The organism is Pantoea sp. C1E2 (genome assembly GCF_056491465.1).
The window spans coordinates 1,169,240-1,187,592 of sequence record NZ_JBSZHT010000002.1 but is presented as its reverse complement, the minus strand read 5'-3'; the positions used below and the strand labels follow the sequence as shown (position 1 = coordinate 1,187,592).

The 18,353-nt window shown below is 56.0% G+C and carries 19 protein-coding genes; 6 read left to right on the top strand and 13 right to left on the bottom strand.

The window, feature by feature from the left end; all coding sequences use genetic code 11:
* Nucleotides 1-58 precede the first annotated feature (58 nt).
* Nucleotides 59-2,503: an acyl-CoA dehydrogenase FadE gene (fadE, locus tag ACXI0A_RS05640; protein WP_476149956.1), complete on the top strand. Its 2,445-nt coding sequence runs from the start codon at nt 59-61 to the stop codon at nt 2,501-2,503.
* 40 nt (nt 2,504-2,543) lie between these two features.
* On the opposite strand, the gene mtnK is transcribed toward fadE, so the two are convergent.
* Nucleotides 2,544-3,743 carry an S-methyl-5-thioribose kinase gene (mtnK, locus tag ACXI0A_RS05635; RefSeq protein ID WP_476149958.1) on the bottom strand — a complete coding sequence of 400 codons (1,200 nt, stop codon included), beginning with the start codon at nt 3,741-3,743 and terminating at the stop codon, nt 2,544-2,546.
* A 105-nt stretch (nt 3,744-3,848) separates the two neighbouring features.
* Between mtnK and mtnA the strand changes: the two genes are divergently transcribed.
* On the top strand, nt 3,849-4,868 hold the full coding sequence (mtnA, locus tag ACXI0A_RS05630; protein ID WP_476149959.1) for an S-methyl-5-thioribose-1-phosphate isomerase: 1,020 nt from the start codon (nt 3,849-3,851) through the stop codon (nt 4,866-4,868).
* Between the two features lie 182 nt (nt 4,869-5,050).
* On the opposite strand, the gene ACXI0A_RS05625 is transcribed toward mtnA, so the two are convergent.
* Genes ACXI0A_RS05625 through ACXI0A_RS05615 form a run of 3 tightly spaced genes read right to left on the bottom strand, consistent with a single transcriptional unit; the run spans nt 5,051 to nt 6,889 of the window.
* On the bottom strand, nt 5,051-5,593 hold the full coding sequence (locus ACXI0A_RS05625; RefSeq protein WP_200573410.1) for a 1,2-dihydroxy-3-keto-5-methylthiopentene dioxygenase: 543 nt from the start codon (nt 5,591-5,593) through the stop codon (nt 5,051-5,053).
* 1 nt (nt 5,594) lies between these two features.
* A complete protein-coding gene (gene mtnC / locus ACXI0A_RS05620) occupies nt 5,595-6,278 on the bottom strand; it encodes an acireductone synthase (RefSeq protein WP_476149961.1) in 684 nt (227 codons plus the stop codon).
* Nucleotides 6,275-6,889, bottom strand: a complete 615-nt coding sequence (locus ACXI0A_RS05615; RefSeq protein ID WP_476149963.1) for a methylthioribulose 1-phosphate dehydratase — start codon at nt 6,887-6,889, stop codon at nt 6,275-6,277. Before ACXI0A_RS05615 ends, mtnC begins: the two co-directional genes overlap by 4 nt.
* Nucleotides 6,890-7,020: 131 nt before the next feature.
* Between ACXI0A_RS05615 and ACXI0A_RS05610 the strand changes: the two genes are divergently transcribed.
* From ACXI0A_RS05610 to ACXI0A_RS05595, 4 genes are all read left to right on the top strand, one after another.
* The gene (locus ACXI0A_RS05610; RefSeq protein ID WP_476149965.1) at nt 7,021-8,181 is read left to right on the top strand and encodes a methionine aminotransferase; all 1,161 of its coding nucleotides are present in this window, start codon (nt 7,021-7,023) and stop codon (nt 8,179-8,181) included.
* Nucleotides 8,169-8,939, top strand: a complete 771-nt coding sequence (locus ACXI0A_RS05605; RefSeq protein WP_476149967.1) for an amidohydrolase — start codon at nt 8,169-8,171, stop codon at nt 8,937-8,939. Before ACXI0A_RS05610 ends, ACXI0A_RS05605 begins: the two co-directional genes overlap by 13 nt.
* Nucleotides 8,940-9,057: 118 nt before the next feature.
* On the top strand, nt 9,058-9,369 hold the full coding sequence (locus tag ACXI0A_RS05600; RefSeq protein WP_476151145.1) for a type II toxin-antitoxin system HigB family toxin: 312 nt from the start codon (nt 9,058-9,060) through the stop codon (nt 9,367-9,369).
* Nucleotides 9,366-9,782 (top strand): helix-turn-helix domain-containing protein, encoded by a 417-nt coding sequence (locus ACXI0A_RS05595; protein WP_224934228.1) that lies wholly within the window; start codon nt 9,366-9,368, stop codon nt 9,780-9,782. The genes ACXI0A_RS05600 and ACXI0A_RS05595 overlap by 4 nt, the downstream gene beginning before the upstream one ends.
* A gap of 44 nt (nt 9,783-9,826) precedes the next feature.
* Here the strand turns inward: ACXI0A_RS05595 and katG are convergent, their stop codons facing one another.
* From katG to ACXI0A_RS05550, 9 genes are all read right to left on the bottom strand, one after another.
* Nucleotides 9,827-12,025 carry a catalase/peroxidase HPI gene (gene katG, locus ACXI0A_RS05590; protein ID WP_476149969.1) on the bottom strand — a complete coding sequence of 733 codons (2,199 nt, stop codon included), beginning with the start codon at nt 12,023-12,025 and terminating at the stop codon, nt 9,827-9,829.
* A 149-nt stretch (nt 12,026-12,174) separates the two neighbouring features.
* Entirely contained in the window at nt 12,175-12,510 is a 336-nt protein-coding gene (uraH, locus tag ACXI0A_RS05585) for a hydroxyisourate hydrolase (RefSeq protein WP_224934230.1), read from the bottom strand.
* Nucleotides 12,507-13,001 carry a 2-oxo-4-hydroxy-4-carboxy-5-ureidoimidazoline decarboxylase gene (uraD, locus tag ACXI0A_RS05580; RefSeq protein WP_476149971.1) on the bottom strand — a complete coding sequence of 165 codons (495 nt, stop codon included), beginning with the start codon at nt 12,999-13,001 and terminating at the stop codon, nt 12,507-12,509. The genes uraH and uraD overlap by 4 nt, the downstream gene beginning before the upstream one ends.
* A gap of 12 nt (nt 13,002-13,013) precedes the next feature.
* The gene (hpxK, locus tag ACXI0A_RS05575) at nt 13,014-14,273 is read right to left on the bottom strand and encodes an allantoate amidohydrolase (protein WP_476149973.1); all 1,260 of its coding nucleotides are present in this window, start codon (nt 14,271-14,273) and stop codon (nt 13,014-13,016) included.
* On the bottom strand, nt 14,270-15,505 hold the full coding sequence (locus tag ACXI0A_RS05570) for a pyridoxal-phosphate-dependent aminotransferase family protein (protein WP_224934233.1): 1,236 nt from the start codon (nt 15,503-15,505) through the stop codon (nt 14,270-14,272). The genes hpxK and ACXI0A_RS05570 overlap by 4 nt, the downstream gene beginning before the upstream one ends.
* Before the next feature lie 22 nt (nt 15,506-15,527).
* Entirely contained in the window at nt 15,528-16,259 is a 732-nt protein-coding gene (locus ACXI0A_RS05565) for an amino acid ABC transporter ATP-binding protein (protein ID WP_084936887.1), read from the bottom strand.
* Complete coding sequence (locus ACXI0A_RS05560) at nt 16,240-16,896, bottom strand: amino acid ABC transporter permease (RefSeq protein WP_045813713.1); 657 nt, start codon at nt 16,894-16,896, stop codon at nt 16,240-16,242. The genes ACXI0A_RS05565 and ACXI0A_RS05560 overlap by 20 nt, the downstream gene beginning before the upstream one ends.
* Nucleotides 16,893-17,561, bottom strand: coding sequence for an ABC transporter permease subunit (locus ACXI0A_RS05555; protein ID WP_476149975.1), 669 nt, complete (start codon nt 17,559-17,561; stop codon nt 16,893-16,895). The genes ACXI0A_RS05560 and ACXI0A_RS05555 overlap by 4 nt, the downstream gene beginning before the upstream one ends.
* A gap of 4 nt (nt 17,562-17,565) precedes the next feature.
* Entirely contained in the window at nt 17,566-18,351 is a 786-nt protein-coding gene (locus tag ACXI0A_RS05550) for a transporter substrate-binding domain-containing protein (RefSeq protein WP_200573432.1), read from the bottom strand.
* Between the last annotated feature and the right edge of the window lie 2 nt (nt 18,352-18,353).

The following is an 18,353-nucleotide window of genomic DNA, read 5'->3' as shown; positions in this document are numbered from 1 at the left end:
GCTCTAAACCTTACTTTATAACAGGTCAGACCTCTTACAACTTACGGAGCGATTCATTATGTTGCTTGCCTCGATTATCGCGACGCTGATTTTGATTAGCGCCCTCTTTTACCATCAAGTTTCGTTGAAACTGAGCAGTGCCATTTTGCTGCTGTGGACAGCCGGGCTGGCTGCTGCGGGCTTGTGGACGCCATGGCTGCTGCTGCCGCTGGCGATCATCCTGCTGCCATTCAATCTGCCTGCCATGCGCCGCAGCATGTTCTCCAAACCGGCGCTGCACAGCTTCCAGAAAGTGATGCCGCCGATGTCACGCACGGAGAAAGAGGCGATTGATGCCGGTACCACCTGGTGGGAAGGCGATCTGTTTCGTGGCAAGCCAGACTGGCAGAAGCTACATAACTATCCGCAGCCGCGTTTGACAGAAGAGGAGCAGGCCTTCCTTGAAGGTCCGGTGGAAGAAGCTTGCCGCCTGGCAAACGATTTCGAAATCACCCATGAGCTGGCCGATTTGCCGCCGGAGCTGTGGGCTTATCTCAAGCAGCATCGCTTCTTCGCCATGATCATCAAGAAGGAGTACGGCGGTCTCGAATTCTCAGCCTATGCCCAGGCGCGCGTGCTGCAAAAACTGGCGGGCGTATCCGGGATTCTGGCGATTACCGTGGGTGTGCCGAACTCACTCGGTCCGGGCGAACTGTTGCAGCATTACGGCACCGATGAGCAGAAAGATCACTATTTACCGCGTCTGGCTCGCGGCGATGAAATTCCGTGCTTCGCGCTGACCAGCCCGGAAGCGGGTTCTGATGCCGGTGCGATTCCCGATACCGGCGTAGTGTGCATGGGTGACTGGCAAGGCCAGCAGGTGCTCGGTATGCGCCTGACCTGGAATAAGCGTTACATCACGCTGGCACCGATTGCCACCGTGCTGGGCCTGGCGTTTAAACTCTCCGATCCCGATCACCTGCTGGGTGATACCGAAGAGCTGGGCATTACCTGTGCCTTGATCCCGACGCAAACGCCAGGCGTGGAAATTGGCCATCGTCACTTCCCGCTTAACGTCCCGTTCCAGAACGGCCCGACTCGCGGCAAAGATATCTTTGTGCCAATTGATTTCATCATCGGCGGCCCGGCGATGGCCGGTCAGGGCTGGCGGATGCTGGTGGAATGTCTCTCTGTGGGACGCGGCATCACCCTGCCTTCCAACTCAACAGGCAGCCTGAAGAGCATTGCGCTGGCTACCGGTGCTTATGCGCATATCCGTCGTCAATTCAAAGTCTCTATCGGCAAGATGGAAGGGATTGAAGAGCCGCTGGCGCGTATTGCCGGTAACGCTTACGTGATGGATGCCGCCGCCACGTTGATCACCAGCGGCATTATGCTCGGTGAAAAACCGGCGGTGCTGTCGGCCATCGTGAAGTATCACTGTACCCATCGTGGCCAGCGCGCCATTATTGATGCGATGGATATCGCCGGTGGTAAAGGCATTATGCTCGGAGAAAACAACTTCCTGGCGCGTGCTTACCAGGGCGCACCGATCGCGATTACCGTGGAAGGCGCTAACATACTGACGCGCAGCATGATCATCTTTGGCCAGGGCGCGATTCGCTGCCATCCGTGGGTACTGGAAGAGATGAACGCCGCGGCGAAAAACGACCTGGTGGCCTTTGACCGTGCCTTGTTCAGCCATATCGGCCATGTGGGAAGCAATAAAGTGCGCAGCCTGTGGCTCGGTTTAACTGGCGGCCGCACCAGCGCGTCGCCAACCCGTGACATCACCCGTCGCTACTATCAGCAGCTGAACCGTCTGAGCGCCAACCTCGCGCTGCTATCAGATGTTTCTATGGCAGTGCTGGGCGGCAGCCTGAAACGTCGTGAACGCATCTCAGCCCGTCTGGGCGATGTGCTGAGCCAGATGTACCTGGCCTCTGCCACCTTGAAACGTTATGACGATGAAGGCCGCAACGAAGCCGATCTGCCGCTGGTGCATTGGGGCGTGCAGGATGCGCTGCATCAGGCTGAAGTAGCGATGGACGATCTGCTGCGTAACTTCCCAAATCGTTTAGTGGCTGGCGCACTGCGCATGGTGATCTTCGCCGGTGGCAGACATTGCCCGGCACCGTCTGACAAACTGGATCACAAGCTGGCGAAACTGCTGCAATTGCCTTCTGCCACCCGTACACGCCTCGGTCGCGGCATGTATCTGACGCCAAGTGAACACAACCCAGCCGGTCTGCTCGAGCAAGCTCTGCAGGATGTGATGGCGGCAGAAGTGATTCATGAACGTCTCTGCCAGCAGCAGAAAAAACATCTGTCGTTTACTCATCTGGATCTGCTGGCACAGCGTGCACTGAAGGAGGGCTGGATTGATGAGAGCGAAGCCAAAGTGCTGACGCGCGCAGAAGCCAGTCGTCTTAAAGCCATCAACGTGGATGAGTTTGTGCCAGAGGCGCTGGCCTCGCCGAAGCCGCAAGAGAAAGGCGCCACGCGAGCCAGTGAAGCGGCATAAAACAAAAAAGCCTCCTGATGGAGGCTTTTTTTTGTCAGGCTCAAACGGCCTGACGAATCCGTGCAATCAGCGCATCGACATCTGCAACATGATCCGCCGCCAGAATCAGCGTACGTCCTAAGGTAATGCAGTTACGGATACATTCGGTGCGCATCGTGTCATCGCCAATCTGTTTAAAATCGGCCACGTGCGACATGCCCACGGTGCGGCGAATCAGCTCTGTTCCACAATAGCCAATGGTGTCACTCCATACTTTACGCAGGAAGGCTTCGGCATAACCCGGATACGCCAGCGCCACATCGGCGGTTTTAGCGTGTGCCAGTTCGAGGAAGCGGCTGGAGAACTGCGTCCAGACTTCATGCACATCGCTCAGACGACGTTCGCGACCTTCTGCAGCCTCACGTGGAGCCAACAGGCCCGGCAGGCAGCAGTAGTTGATCAGCAGGTTGCCAATCGCGCTGCCGATATCAAAGCCAATCGGACCGAAATAGCCAAATTCTGCGTCGATGACTTTTAGACTGCCATCAGCCACAAAGATAGAGCCGCTGTGCACATCGCCGTGCAGCAAGGCTTCGGCATCGGCGAAGAAGCGGTGCTTTAGCCCGGCAACGGCGATTTTTAATGCATCGTCGGTGCGCAGGCTGACCACCAGCGATTCGAGCGCAGCCGGATATTTGTTGCGCTCGTGATCGGTGAACGGATCGTTGAAGAACAAGTCTTCGGTGATTTCGCACATTTCCGGATTGATGAAACGCGCCACTTCAGCCTTTTTCTTGTGCGGGTGCAGGAAGAAATCAGAAGTATGGAACAGCGTCTGCGCCAGATATTCGCCCAGTTGGCGACCGGCTTCAGGGTAATATGCGCCATTCACTAACTCGCCGCGCCAGATGCGATGGCTGGAGAGATCTTCCATCACCATCACCGCCAGTTCGGCATCGTAATGGGTGACGTTAACCGTGTGCTCAGGGCAGTGTTTGTAGTGCTCGACCAGGGTCTGAGCTTCAAGACGTGCGCGATCCAGCGTTAATGGCCAGGACTCTCCTACGCAACGCACGTACGGCAGTGCCTGTTTCACCACCACACGGCTCTGACCCTGGTTATCAAAAATCTTGAAGACGAGGTTGAGATTGCCATCACCGATTTCCTCTGCGCTGACCAGCGTTGACGGATCGTCGACACCGCCAAATTTTTGAGCATATTCCACAGCGTCAGCAGCGGTGAAGGTACGGTATTGTGACATTGCCTGTTCCTCGACATTCGATAGTAATAAGCCGTTTGGACGTCTATACATCCGTCAAGCATGTTGGCACAATAGCCGCTATTAACGCAACAGGGATTTCACACCATGCAAACACTTCGTACCACCAGCCTTGAGGTCCGCGATAACCAACTGTGGATCCTAGACCAGCAGGCACTGCCACAACAACAAAATTGGCTGCCTGCGCACACCGTTGGCCAGTTAGTCGATCACATTCATGCGCTGCGCGTGCGCGGTGCGCCACTGATTGGTCTCTCTGCCAGCCTGCTGCTCGCTCTGCTGGGTGAACAAGGTGAAAGCCGCGCGGCGTTGGCGGAAGCACTGGAGGTGTTGCGCGCGGCGCGCCCCACGGCGGTGAACCTGATGAACAATCTGGATCGCATGAAGTTAGCGCTGGCGGAGAGCGATCACGTCAGCGCCCTGAGCGCCGAAGCGTTGCGTCTGGTGGCGGAAGATAAACTGCTGTGTGACAACATTGCCCGCGCCGGCAGCGCGCTGGTCAAGCCTGGCAGCCAGCTGCTGACACACTGCAACACCGGCGGCCTCGCCACCGCAGGCGTCGGTACGGCACTGGGTGTGATTGCTCACGCGCATCAGCAAGGCTTAGTGAAAAACGTCTGGGTGGATGAAACGCGTCCGCTTTTGCAGGGCGGCCGTTTAACCGCGTGGGAACTGGGCGAGCTGAACATTCCGTATCAACTGATTACGGATTCGATGGCAGCAAGTTTGATAGCGCGCGGTGTGGTCGATGCGATTTGGGTCGGCGCGGATCGCATTGCCGCCAACGGCGATGTCGCTAATAAGATCGGCACCTACAGCCTGGCAGTACTGGCGCATTATCACGGGATTCCGTTCTATGTTGCGGCGCCGCACACCACGCTGGATCGCCTCTGCCCGAATGGCGATGCCATTCCGATTGAGCAGCGCGCCGCCAGTGAAGTGACCGGCGTATCCGGCAGTTTTGGTAGCGTGCAGTGGGCACCGGAGAATGCAGCCGTGTTTAACCCGGCGTTCGATGTCACGCCAGCAGCCTTAATCAGTGGTTGGGTGTTAGATACCGGCGTGGTGACGCCAGAACAGGTTATCGCTGGGATTTTTCAGCCTTAGAGCGCCTTGAGAATAGCGGCCTGGGATGGCGTATCATGTGCTTTACGGTGCCTCATAAATAAAAAGGTCGCCATAAATGGCGACCCTACGATGACGTGCCCATATTGTCAGATGCACCATGAACGGCGACCTTTCAATGGATTATTCCATTTTGTAGTGTGCGCATTTATGCGCACCGTTCGTCACGCCAGGCGGGGATAAGCTTCCGCAATGTTGTCGCCAGTGAAGTTGGCGATCCAGCCTTCCTGATTATCGAAAATACGAATCGCGGTGAAGTGCGGCTCAGAACCCATATCAAACCAGTGCGCCGTGCCTTCCGGCACTGAAATCAAGTCGTTCTTCTCACACAGAATCTGATACACCTCATTGCCGATATGCAGGCAGAACAGACCCGAACCTTCGACGAAGAAACGCACTTCATCTTCGCTGTGCGTGTGTTCATTGAGGAATTTTTCACGCAGCGTCGTTTTGTTTGGGTTGTCTGCACGCATGCTCAGCACATCCCAGCTCTGATAGCCCTTCTCTGCCACCAGACGGTCAATTGCGTGCTGATAGGCTTTGATCACCGTCTCCGCGTCAGGATCTTTACCCAGATCGCGATCCGCTTCCCAACGCTCAAAACGCACGTTTTTAGCATTCAAACGCTCACGAATGGCATCGGCATCAGTACTGTGCCACAACGGCTGGCTGGCTTCGGTATCGCTAAAGATGGTCAGTGCACTCATGTTAAATCGACTCCGGTTTAATCTGGGAAAAATCATTCACCTGATGATGACGACTGACGTTATCCGCCTCGCCACGAATTAACTGCATTGTATGCCAGCCCGCTTCTGCCGCCGCATCGAGTTCCTGATGAATATCAGACAGGAACAGCAGCGATGAAGGCGCCAGGCCGATGTGTTCGGCAATATTGTGATACGACTGCGTTTCACGCTTGGCGCCGACGGCGGTATCAAAATAGCCGCTAAACAGCGAGGTTAAATCACCTTCATCGCTGTAGCCAAATAACAGTTTCTGCGCGGGAACCGATCCCGAGGAATATACATACAGCGCGATGCCCTGCTGCTGCCAGCGTTCAAAGGCAGGTAACACATCGGGATAAAGATGTCCGGTGAACTGGCCCTCGACATAACCGGCGCGCCAAATCATGCCCTGCAAGGCTTTCAGGCCGGGAGATTTGCGATCTTCATCGATATAACCGATCAGCGTGGCGATCACCTCATCCAGCGATGCCTTTGGTGCCGCAGATTCTTCACGCACCGCATTCAGCGCTGCAATCACTGACTCATCGGTTTGGTTATTACGTACAAATGCCGCCAGATGCTGACGCGCATACGGAAACAGAACGTTGTGGACGAACTGAATATCGCTGGTGGTGCCTTCAATATCGGTAACAATCGCGCGAATCATTGGGTCTCCAGCAATCGACGTTGCAGTTCACATTCAAACAGGAATTCCAGCCCTTCCAGGTGGCGGCGCGCTTCGTTGACGTCCTTGCCCCAGCAGGTCAAACCATGGCCACGCAGCAGGAAGGCATACCGCAATGGCGTGTCCGCCGCAAAGGCTTCAATACGCTGCGCCAGTGCCTCAATATCCTGATCGTTATCAAACAGGGGAATGGCAATAGTATTTAAGTGAGTATCCTGACCGGCGAGGGTTTTCTGCATCTCGTAGCCGCTGAGCAACAGCGCACTGCCCTTCTCTACACGCGACAGCACGGTGGAATTCACCGTATGGGTATGCAGTACAGCCCCGGCTTGCGGGAACAAGCGATAAATCAGGGTATGCAGCCCGGTTTCCGCCGACGGTTTTCGCCCGGAAGGCACGCTGTTAGTCGCGATCGCCACCTGAATGAAGTCATCTCGCGTCAAACTGCCTTTATCTTTGCCTGATGCGCTTAGCAGGCAGTACTCCGCGTCCTGGCGAACAGACATGTTACCGCCCGTCGCGGGTGCCCAGCCTTTAGCGCCAATCCAGTGGCAGGCGGCCACCAAATGTTCCAGTGGGAGAAAATCCGTCATAGTGAAGGTGAGGCTCCGCAGGTTGTTTTAGACGTCTAAGCGTCTCGATTGCCAAATATTAGCATCCTGTGTAGAGTGGCAGCAATACAGGGTTTCTCCGCATCGACATTCGCGCTTAAGGCCACCTAATAATGACGCAGCTCAACCTGATTCCCGAGAGCAAATTACCGGCGCTCGGCACCACTATTTTTACGCAAATGAGCGCCCTTGCCGCGCAGTTCAACGCCATCAATTTATCACAGGGCTTTCCAGATTTTGACGGTCCACAATATTTACAGGATCGTCTGGCCTATCATGTGAGCCAGGGCGCAAATCAATATGCGCCTATGACCGGTGCGTTACCACTGCGTGAAGCGATTGCTGATAAAACTGCTGAACTTTACGGTCACACTCCCGATGTTAACAGTGATATCACTGTAACCGCAGGGGCGACCGAAGCACTGTATGCCGCGATTACGGCGCTGGTTCGTCCAAGCGATGAAGTGATCTGCTTCGATCCCAGCTATGACAGTTACGCACCGGCTGTGCAACTGGCCGGTGGCGTGCTGAAGCGCATTGCATTACAGCCACCGGGCTTCCGCGTGGACTGGCGCGAATTTCGCAGCCTGCTGAGCGCGAAAACCCGCCTGGTGATTCTGAACACGCCGCACAATCCTTCCGCGACCGTATGGCGTAAAAGCGATTACGCCGAGTTATGGCAGGCCATCGCCGAGCAGGAAATTTATGTGCTGAGCGATGAAGTTTACGAGCACATCTGTTTCGATGAAGAGGGTCATGCCAGCGTGTTGGCTCATGCTGAGCTGCGCCAGCGCGCGATTGCCGTCTCATCATTCGGTAAGACCTTCCATATGACCGGCTGGAAAGTCGGCTATTGCATCGCGCCTGCGGCGATCAGTGCAGAAATCCGCAAAGTGCACCAGTATCTGACCTTCTCGGTGAATACCCCGGCGCAGTTGGCGATTGCCGATATGCTGCGTCAGGAGCCGGAACACTATCGTGACCTGCCGGCCTTCTATCGCGAACGCCGCGATTGCCTGGTAGAAGCGCTAGCGGGTAGCCGCTTCAAAGTGTTGCCGTGCGAAGGGACCTACTTTGTGCTGCTGGATTACAGCGCCATTTCCGATCTGGATGACGTGAGTTTCTGCCAGTGGCTGACCAAAGAAGTGGGCGTGGCGGCGATTCCGCTGTCGGTATTCTGCGCTGATCCATTCCCGCACAAACTGATTCGCCTGTGCTTTGCCAAACAGCCAGCGACCTTAATCGCCGCAGCGGAGCGCTTATGTCAGCTTTGAAAATCACCGTTTTACAGGAAACCCTGAGCTGGATGGATGGCGAAGCCAACCTGCACCATTTTGATGGGGTGTTGAAAGGCATCGAAGGTCGCGATCTGATTCTGCTGCCCGAAATGTTCACTACCGGCTTTGCGATGGAAGCGGCAGAAAGTTCCCTGCCGCAGGAGCAGGTGATTGAGTGGCTGTACGGCCATGCGAAAACCAGCAATGCTTTAGTCGGTGGCAGCGCGGCCATCCAGACTGAAAAAGGCGCCGTGAACCGTTTTCTGCTGGTTGAGCCAAATGGCACTGTTCATCAGTATGATAAACGTCATCTGTTCCGCATGGCGAATGAGCATGAACACTATGTCGCGGGTGATACGCGTGAAGTCTTTACCTGGCGCGGCTGGCGCATTCTGCCGCAGATTTGCTACGACCTGCGTTTCCCGGTGTTCTCTCGCAATCACAATGATTACGATCTGGCGCTGTACGTTGCCAACTGGCCTGCACCGCGTGCGCTGCACTGGCAGTCACTGCTGTTAGCGCGTGCGATTGAAAACCAGGCGTATGTCGCCGGTTGCAATCGCGTCGGCAGCGATGGCAATAGCCATCAATACAGCGGTGACAGTCGAATTATTTCGCCATTGGGCGAGATTCTGTCCGCAGGCGAGCCTTTCGCCCGCGGCCGTCTGGATGCGGAATTGTCACTGGACGATCTGCAAGCCTACCGCAAACGCTTCCCCGCGTGGCGCGATGCCGATGGGTATACGTTGAAGTAAACGTCTTGCCGCGTCTTTCTGGCGTGGCTTCCTCTCTTTTTCAATTTTTTGTTGCCACATTGGAAACACCCCTGACTTCGGCTACAATGTTTCCATGTTGGAACATGCCGAGGGAATGATGCACGTTATTTCAAGGAAGATATTTGCTGAGGCAGCATTGCGTTTTCCCAATGATGCAGCAGCGCTGGACGCGACATACCGCACTTTACATGGCAGAGATTTTGCCGATCCTGAAGCGCTTAAAGATTTCTTTCCAAGCCTGGACCGCATGAAGTATCGGGTGAAATGGTGGGTAATCAATATTGGTGGCAACAATCTTAGGTTGATGTTTTTCGCCGACTTTATCGCGGGACGCATTTTCATCAAGCACATTATTACCCATGCTGAATACGACAAATTAGTTAAGTTCTATCGGGAGAACAAAGAATGATCGCCGAAGCTATTCAGGCCTCAGATAACCTGATTAAAGCCGTCCCCCTGCTTGGCGGCAGTCAATCGAAAGCAGATTATGAGCAAGCGCTAGAGCTGGTTGAGTATTTGGTTGAACATCAGCCTTCTCATCCGCTGATTGATATGCTGACGGAGAAAGTTGCGAAATACGAAGAGCATGCGCCGGAGTTTGCCGCCTTTAATGCGCGAATGAAAACACTTCCGGGCGGTGTTGCGCTGCTACGTGTTTTGATGGATCAACACGATTTAAACCAGTCATCTTTCACTCAGGAAATTGGTCAGCGTTCTTATGTTAGCCGTATTTTGAAAGGTGAACGTAAGTTAACGGATAAGCATAAAGCTGCGCTGGCAAAACGCTTTAACGTGCCGTTTGAGGCATTCCGCGAAGATTAAACAGAAAAAAGCCGCAGCATGTCACCGCTGCGGCTTGAGTTTGATTACAGCTCGAAGCGATCCAGATTCATTACTTTGGTCCAGGCGGCCACGAAGTCATTGACGAACTTCTGTTTGGCATCGCCGCTGGCGTAAACTTCCGCCAGCGCGCGCAGGATGGCGTTGGAACCAAATACCAGATCGGCACGCGTTGCGCTGTACTTCACTTCACCGCTGGCACGATCGCGGCCTTCGAACAGCTCGGCGCTCTCATCGGTGGCGCGCCATGCGGTGCGCATATCCAGCAGGTTCACGAAGAAGTCATTGCTCAATACGCCAACACGATCGGTGAACACGCCATGCTGACCGCCGTCGAAGTTGGTGCCCAACACACGCAAGCCGCCCAACAGCACCGTCAATTCTGGCGCACTCAGCGTCAGCTGTTGCGCTTTATCCAGCAGCAGGGTTTCAGTAGATGAACCACCGGCAATGCGGCGATAGTTACGGAAGCCATCGGCCAGCGGTTGCAGCACGTCGAACGACTCGACTTCAGTTTGATCCTGACGCGCATCCACACGGCCCGGCGTAAACGGCACTTGCACCGCCACTCCCGCTGCGGCGGCAGCCAGTTCAATGCCCACGCTGCCCGCCAGTACGATGATATCGGCCAATGACGCTTTACCAGACTCTTGCTGAATTTTCTGCAGGGTTGGCAGCACATCGTGAACCACGCTGGCATTCACCGCCCATGTATTTTGCGGTGCCAGTGCCAGACGTGCACCGTTCGCGCCGCCACGTTTATCGCCGCCACGGAAGGTCGATGCCGAAGCCCAGGCAGCCGAAACCAATTGGCTCACGCTCAGGCCGGATGCGGCAATCTTCGCTTTCAGATCGGTGATTTCATCTGCGGTTGGCTGATGCGTGGCAGCTGGCAATGGATCCTGCCAGATCAGATCTTCTTTTGGCACTTCCGGGCCGATGTAACGCGCTTTTGGCCCCATATCACGGTGGGTCAGTTTGAACCAGGCGCGAGCAAAGGCTTCATTAAAGGCCTGTGGATCATTAAGGAAGCGGCGCGAAATCTTGCCGAACTCTTCGTCGAAGCGCAGCGTCAGATCGGTCACCAGCATAGTGGGCTTACGCTTTTTCTCGGGATCGAACGGGTCAGGAATGATCGCTTCTGCATCCACCGCTTCAAACTGGATCGCGCCCGCTGGGCTGTGTGTCTGCACCCATTCGTATTTGAACAGGTTCTCGAAGAAGTAGTTGCTCCACTGGGTCGGCGTCTGCGTCCACACCACTTCCAGGCCTGAAGTAATGGCATCGGCGCCTGAACCGCTGCCGTAACTGCTGTTCCAGCCGAGGCCCTGCGCTTCCAGTGGTGAAGCTTCTGGATCAACACCCACATGGCTGGCGGCAGCCGCACCGTGGGTTTTGCCCAGCGTATGACCACCAGCAATCAGCGCGACGATCTCTTCATCATTCATGCCCATATTGCCGAAAGTGGCGCGAATCGCTGGTGCCGCTGATTTCGGATCGCCGCTGGCTTCAGGGCCTTCCGGGTTGACGTAAATCAGGCCCATTTCGGTGGCACCCACCGGTGCGTTGGCCAGACTTTCTGGATGGCGGTGCGCCAGCCATTCGGTCTCGTTACCCCAATCCACATCCAGATCCGGTTCCCACACGTCTTCACGTCCGGCACCAAAGCCGAAGGTGCGGAAACCGGCGTTTTCCAGCGAGACGTTACCCGCCAGAATATAGAGATCGGCCCAGGATATTTTCTGTCCGTATTTTTGTTTTACCGGCCACAGCAGGCGACGCGCTTTATCGAGGCTGACGTTATCCGGCCAGGAGTTAAGCGGTGCGAAACGCTGCTGACCACGGCCGGAACCGCCACGTCCATCAACGGTACGATAGGTGCCGGCACTGTGCCACGCCATGCGAATGAACAGCCCAATATAGCTGCCCCAGTCGGCTGGCCACCAGGATTGAGAATCGGTGAGGATGGCGCGGATATCGGCTTTTAGCGCCGGATAATCCAGCTTGCTGAACTCGTCGCGGTAATTAAAGTTTTCACTGAGGGGATTGGAACGGTTGGAGTGCTGATTTAGCAGATCGACACGTAACATATTCGGCCACCAGTCGCGGTTAGATGTCCCGCTCCCCGCGCCGCGTGCCAGTACGCTTTTTTCTTCAGACGCCCCATGATGAAAAGGGCATTTGCCTGAGGCTGCTACATTATCGTTATTATCTTGCGTGCTCATTTTTCGGCTCCGTTTGCTTCACATTGTCCGGTAAAGATAACCGCACATTGTGAAAGAATATATTTGGATGAACCGAAGGTTTTGATAGTTCCTGTCTTTCAAGCGCAGCGTGTGACATGCCGCACAGATAGTAGGGATTTGTCGCCTAATCAACTACCGCGATACGTCGACCACGACCAGGGTGAAATCAGGAACGGCAGATGATAGTGGCTGCCCGCAGAGCCAATCACAAAATCAATCTGCGCGCTGACGTACAGCGCATCGCGTCCGTCAGCCGCGAAATAGTCACCGATCTCTGCGGTCAATCGATAGTGGCCTGGCGCTAACGGCTCTGGGGTTAGATCTTTGATGCGGCCATCGCTGTCAGTGTCGCCTTCCGCGATCGGCAGCCAGCCTTCCGGGCTGTTCTGTTCGAGCGAAATGGCCACGCCGATCGCCGGTTTGCCCAGCGCGGTGTCCAGAACGTGCGTGGTAATGGTGCTCATACGATGCTCTCCTTTAAGCGTAACAGGGTGATTTCACGCAGTTGCGCCAGCGCTTCCTGCTGTTCTGTCTCGACATCATTGTTGAGCCTGCGCTGCAATTCCGCCAGCATCTCCTCGCCAGTGCGTCCTTTAGCACGAATTAAAAACACCCGGCCAAAGCGCTGCTCGTAGGATTGATTGCCCGCCAGCATGGCAAACTGCAGCGCGCCATCGGCCTGCTGCATCGCCGACTGTTCATTGCGTGACAGTGCCGCCTCTTTATCCGCGCCCTGCGCTTTTTCGCCAATGCGGGGATGTGCGCTCAGGGCCTGTTCCAGCTCAGCACCCTGCCACCCCTGCGCCAGACGATCGGCAGTGCAGTGCAGCGCAGCCAGATCGTGAAAAGGTCTTGCGGCGACCACCGCTTGCTGCCAGGCGGGAATCGCGACGCAGTGCGCTATCGCAGCCTGCGCCTCGGTAGCAGAAGCCTGATTAAAGCTTGCCAGATCCATGCTGCCGCTCCCTTACGCCTGTGCCAGATCGCACACCGCTTGCAGATAGGCCTGCACGCCATACGCCACGTCAGCCGTTTGTACCGATTCCGCTGGATGATGGCTGATACCGCGATGGTTACGCACGAATAACATGCCAACTGGCCAGCGGTCCGCGATCGCAATCGCGTCGTGCCCTGCGCCGCTTGGCAAAGAAACGCTGCGGCCTTGCACCGTTTCCACCGCGTGGCTCAAGGCCTGCTGCAAGCGTGCATCACAAGCGGTAGCGGCAATACGGTAGTACTCGTTCGAGGTGAAGGTCAGGCCACGACGCAGCGCAATCGCTTCAGCCTGCGTTAACAACATGGATTGCAGACGCTCTAAAGGCTCATCCTGCGGCCCACGCACATCCAGAGACAACTGCACTTCACCGGGAATGACGTTAACGGCACCCGGCAAGCAGCTCAGCGTGCCAACGGTGGCCACCAGCTGCGGATCCTGCTCAGCCGCGGTGTGCTCAATAAACACCATCCACTCAGCGGCGGCGGCCAGCGCGTCTTTACGATGCGCCATCGGCACGGTACCGGCATGGCCCGCTTCGCCGATAAAGCTGCAATTCAGACGACGTGCGCCGTTAATGGCGGTGACCACGCCGAGCGCCAGATCTTCTTGTTCCAGGCATGGCCCCTGCTCGATATGCAGCTCAAGGTAGGCTGCAATGTCGTTGACGTCACGCGCCGCCTGCATAATCTTCGCTGCATCTAAGCCAATATCCTGCATCGCTTCGGCAACGGTAATACCATTACCATCGGGATGCGTTACCCAGCTCTCGGGCCAGGTGCCGGTAATGCCACGGCTGCCCAGCAGCGTGATACCAAAGCGCGTGCCCTCTTCATCACCGAATCCGACAATTTCAATGGCCAATGGTAAACGCTGTTGGCGATCGTGCAGCCACTGCACGGTTTCAATGGCGCTGAGCACCCCCAGCATGCCGTCGTAGCGTCCAGCGTTGCGCACGGTGTCAAGATGCGAACCCAGCAGAAGCGCCTTAGCACCAGGTTCTGCTGATTCATAACGCCCGCAAATATTGCCGACAGCATCTTGCCAGATCGTCATGCCAGCCGCCTGCATCCACTCCGCCACGCGGCCATTGGCACGCAGTTGTTCTGGCGACAAGTAGACGCGCGTCAGGCCATCTTCACTTTCACTGATTTCAGCCAGGGCATCGCAGCGCGCCATGACACGGGCGGCGGCAGATTGCGCCTCGCTGGCGGTCATCAGGCTGTTGCTCATGCGTGACTCCCGTAATGATCCCAGGCTGCCTGCAACGCTGCACCTTGTGTCGAACGGTAACCCACATGGTTCAGCACCGCTTCCAGCGCGCTCAGCGTTTGCATCACACAGTCTTTACGTGCGTTGTAGCCCATGGTGCCGATGCGCCACACTTTACCGTGCAGTGGGCCAAACGAGGTGCCGATCTCAATCCCGAAATCTTCCAGCACCAGCTTGCGCACCTGATCGCCATTCACACCCTGCGGGATCACCACGCCGAGCACGTTGTTCATTTTGTATTTCAGGTTACCGAAGGTTTCGAGGCCCATGCCCTGAATGCCCTTCAGCATTGCATCGCCGTGCAGCTTGTGACGCGCAATGCCTTTATCCAGCCCTTCCTGCATCATCAAACGCGCGCATTCACGTGCACCAAACAGCGCGGTGGTCGCTTCGGTGTGATGGTTGAGACGCTCCGGGCCCCAGTAATCCATGATCATGCCGAGATCGAAATAGTTGGAGTAGATCATCTCGTCATCGCCGTCCTGATGATCCGCAGTACGAATCCCCTCTTCCACGCATTTGCGTTTACGGATCACGGCTTCCATCTTCGCACTGAGTGTGATCGGCGAGGTGCCAGAAGGACCACCAAGACATTTCTGCATCCCGGCGGATACCGCGTCCAGGCCCCACGCATCGGTTTCCAGGGCGTTGCCACCAATCGATGCGGTGGCGTCGGTATAAAACAGCACGCCATATTTCTGGCAAATAGCGCCCAACTCTTCCAGCGGTTGTAGCATGGTGGTGGAAGTATCGCCCTGCACCGTCAGCAACAGGCGCGGCTGCACTTTCTTGATCGCATCTTCGATCTGATCCGGAGTGAACACTTCACCCCACGGCACTTCAATGGTGTGCACTTCCGCGCGGCAGCGGCGGGCGATTTCACACAGCAGATGACCAAAGCGACCAAACACCGGCACCAGCACTTTGTCACCTGGACGGATGGCTGAGAGCAGAATGGCTTCGATACCGGCGCGTGAGGTGCCGTCGATCAACAGGGTCCAGCGGTTTTCGGTGCGGAATACGCCACGGTACAGTGCCATCACTTCATTCATGTAGTGCGTCATCGCCGGATCGTACTGACCCAGCAGCTGGCTCGACATGGCGCGTAACACGCGCGGATCGGCGTTGATCGGCCCCGGTCCCATCAGCAGGCGTTGTGGCGGATTGATTTGCGAAAACTGACTGATATCCATGTTGTATTCCTTTATTGAAAACTTAGAGACGCACGGTGGAGATAAACTGCTTCAGCTCGGCGGTCTGCGGATTGGCGAACAGCGTTTTGCTATCGCCCTGCTCCCAGACGCGTCCCTGATGCATAAACACCACGCGGTCGCCCACATCACGGGCGAAGTTCATTTCATGGGTGACGAGGATCAGTGTCATACCTTCTGCAGCCAGCTGCTCCAGTACTTTCAGCACTTCGCCCACCAGCTCAGGATCGAGCGCCGAGGTGATCTCATCACAGAGTAAAACTTTGGGCTGCATCGCCAGCGCACGGGCAATCGCCACACGCTGCTGCTGACCACCGGATAAATTGGCCGGATAGTAGTTGATGCGCTCACCGAGGCCGACTTTCTCCAGCATTTGCGTCGCCAGTTCACGGCATTCGGCTTCACTTTTCTTCAACACCCGACGCGGCGCGAGCATGACGTTTTCCAGCGCGGTCATGTGTGGGAACAGGTTGAAGTTCTGGAACACCATGCCCACTGAGCGGCTGATTTCGCGCGCCTGGGATTCACGGTCAGTAATCGTCATGCCGCCGAGTTTGATGCTGCCATCCTGATAGCCTTCCAGTCCGTTCATGCAACGCAGCAAAGTACTTTTACCGGAGCCGCTGCGGCCGATGATCGAGATCACCTCGCCGTTGTCGATATCCAGATCGACACCTTTCAGAACGTGGTTATCGCCGTAGTACTTCTGGACCTGATTAATGGTGATGAGCGGCATTGAATTTTTTCTCCAGGTACTGGCTGTAACGCGACAGCGGATAACACATCAGGAAGTAACCCAGCGCCACCAGGCCAAACACCTTGAAGGGCTGATACGTCACGTTGTTCAAAATGGTGCCGGCTTTGGTTAGCTCGACGAAACCGATAATTGATGCCAGCGCGGTGCCTTTGATCACCTGCACGGCAAAACCCACGGTTGGGGCGATGGCGATGCGAATCGCTTGCGGCGCTACCACGCGAAACAGCGTTTGACCAAAGCTCAGACCGAGGCAGCGAGACGCTTCCCACTGCCCTTTAGGCAGAGCGCGAATGCTGCCGTGCCAGATATCCACCAGAAACGCGCTAGTGTAGAAGGTTAATGCCAGCGAAGCGGCGGTCCAGGGCGCGACATCGATGCCAAACAGTCCGACGCCAAAGAAGGCGAGGAACAGCTGCATCAGCAGCGGCGTGCCCTGAAACAGCTCGGTGTAACAGCGAATCAGGCGCGTCAGCCATGGGCGTTTCAGCAGACGCAAAAACAGCAATGGCAAAGTCACCAGCGTGCCGCCGAAAAAGGCCACCAGCGACAGTAAAATCGTCCAGCGCGCTGCCAGCAGCAGGTTGCGCAGGATGTCCCAGTCAGTAAAGGTTGTCATGCGGGCTGCGCTCCAAACCATTTACGCCCCAACGCCAGCAGCAGCTGTCGCATGGCAATCGACAACACCAGATAGATCAGCGTGGTCACGAAATAGACTTCAAAACTCAAAAAAGTGCGCGACTGAATCAGGTTGGCGGCGAAAGTCAGCTCTTCGTACGACACCTGCGACACCACCGACGAACCCAGCATCACGATAATGCACTGGCTTACCAGCGCCGGATAAATACGCTGCAGTGAGGGCGGCAGGACCACGCGGATAAAGGTCTGAGTGCGGGTTAAACCCAGCACCCGTCCTGCTTCCCACTGCCCTTTCGGCGTGACCTGAATCCCGGCACGAATAATTTCAGTGCTATAAGCGCCAAGGTTAATCAACATCGCCAGCAGCGCTGCTTCGCCCGCCGTCAGTTTCAGACCAAGATTGGGCAAACCAAAGACGATAAAAAACAGCTGTACCACGAATGGCGTGTTACGGATCAGTTCGACATAAACGCCCCAGAGGCGACTCGCCCAGCTCGGTTTGCCACTGCGCAGTGCCGCGCCGAGAATTCCCAGACTTACCCCGCCCACCGTGGCGAGCACCGTTATCTGAATCGTGACCCACAGCCCTGCCAGCAACTCTGGCCAGTGCGGCCAGAGATCTGCAAAGTTAAGTTGCCCAATCATTGCGTTATGCGCCGAGGTTGGCTGGCAGTGGGGCTTTCAGCCACTCTTCTGACAGTTTGTTCAGCGTGCCGTCTTTAATGCCCTGCTCAATCAACGCATTCACTTTGTCTTTCAGCGCCGGTTCATCCTTCTTCAGACCGATAAAGCACGGTGAATCCTTCAGCATGAACTGCGGCACCGGTGCTTTTTCTGCGTTCTGACGCGCAATCGCGGCGACCACGAGGTTACCCGTCGCCACATACTGCACCTGACCTGACAGATAAGCTGACAGCGTGGTGTTGTTATCTTCATAACGTTTCACCTGCGCATCTTTTGGCGCCACATCGCTGAGCACCATGTCTTCCACCGCGCCACGCGTCACACCAATCGATTTACCGCTTAACGCTGCAGCATCTTTCAGTGGCTCACCTTTCGGGCCAAACACCCCAAGGAAGAACGGCGCGTAAGCACGGCTGAAATCGATCACTTTCTCACGCTCGGCATTTTTGCCCATGCTGGAGATCACCAGATCCACTTTATCGGTCTGCAGATAGGGCACGCGGTTGGCGCTGGAAACCGGCACCAACTGCAACTTCAGTTTCATCTGCTTCGCGAGGTATTTCGCCATGTCGATGTCATAGCCTTGTGGCTGTAAATCAGTCCCTACCGAACCAAACGGCGGAAAGTCCTGCGGTACCGCAACACGGATGACGCCACGTTTCTGCATGTCCTGCAGCTGATCGGCCATCGCACTGCCAACCTGTGCCATCAGTAATGCTGCGCCTGCGACTGCCAGTAAAACTTTTTTCATTA

Bases quoted from the DNA above. Each gene is read 5' to 3' on its own strand.
- ACXI0A_RS05570 (WP_224934233.1), bottom strand. From the start codon at position 15,505: ATGGATATCAGTCAGTTTTCGCAAATCAATCCGCCACAACGCCTGCTG.
- uraH (WP_224934230.1), bottom strand. From the start codon at position 12,510: ATGAGCACCATTACCACGCACGTTCTGGACACCGCGCTGGGCAAACCG.
- mtnC (WP_476149961.1), bottom strand. From the start codon at position 6,278: ATGATTCGCGCGATTGTTACCGATATTGAAGGCACCACCAGCGATATT.
- ACXI0A_RS05605 (WP_476149967.1), top strand. From the start codon at position 8,169: ATGTCAGCTTTGAAAATCACCGTTTTACAGGAAACCCTGAGCTGGATG.
- ACXI0A_RS05595 (WP_224934228.1), top strand. From the start codon at position 9,366: ATGATCGCCGAAGCTATTCAGGCCTCAGATAACCTGATTAAAGCCGTC.
- uraD (WP_476149971.1), bottom strand. From the start codon at position 13,001: ATGGATCTGGCAAGCTTTAATCAGGCTTCTGCTACCGAGGCGCAGGCT.
- fadE (WP_476149956.1), top strand. From the start codon at position 59: ATGTTGCTTGCCTCGATTATCGCGACGCTGATTTTGATTAGCGCCCTC.
- ACXI0A_RS05610 (WP_476149965.1), top strand. From the start codon at position 7,021: ATGACGCAGCTCAACCTGATTCCCGAGAGCAAATTACCGGCGCTCGGC.
- ACXI0A_RS05550 (WP_200573432.1), bottom strand. From the start codon at position 18,351: ATGAAAAAAGTTTTACTGGCAGTCGCAGGCGCAGCATTACTGATGGCA.
- hpxK (WP_476149973.1), bottom strand. From the start codon at position 14,273: ATGAGCAACAGCCTGATGACCGCCAGCGAGGCGCAATCTGCCGCCGCC.
- ACXI0A_RS05615 (WP_476149963.1), bottom strand. From the start codon at position 6,889: ATGACGGATTTTCTCCCACTGGAACATTTGGTGGCCGCCTGCCACTGG.
- ACXI0A_RS05560 (WP_045813713.1), bottom strand. From the start codon at position 16,896: ATGACAACCTTTACTGACTGGGACATCCTGCGCAACCTGCTGCTGGCA.
- ACXI0A_RS05555 (WP_476149975.1), bottom strand. From the start codon at position 17,561: ATGATTGGGCAACTTAACTTTGCAGATCTCTGGCCGCACTGGCCAGAG.
- mtnA (WP_476149959.1), top strand. From the start codon at position 3,849: ATGCAAACACTTCGTACCACCAGCCTTGAGGTCCGCGATAACCAACTG.
- mtnK (WP_476149958.1), bottom strand. From the start codon at position 3,743: ATGTCACAATACCGTACCTTCACCGCTGCTGACGCTGTGGAATATGCT.
- katG (WP_476149969.1), bottom strand. From the start codon at position 12,025: ATGAGCACGCAAGATAATAACGATAATGTAGCAGCCTCAGGCAAATGC.
- ACXI0A_RS05600 (WP_476151145.1), top strand. From the start codon at position 9,058: ATGCACGTTATTTCAAGGAAGATATTTGCTGAGGCAGCATTGCGTTTT.
- ACXI0A_RS05625 (WP_200573410.1), bottom strand. From the start codon at position 5,593: ATGAGTGCACTGACCATCTTTAGCGATACCGAAGCCAGCCAGCCGTTG.
- ACXI0A_RS05565 (WP_084936887.1), bottom strand. From the start codon at position 16,259: ATGCCGCTCATCACCATTAATCAGGTCCAGAAGTACTACGGCGATAAC.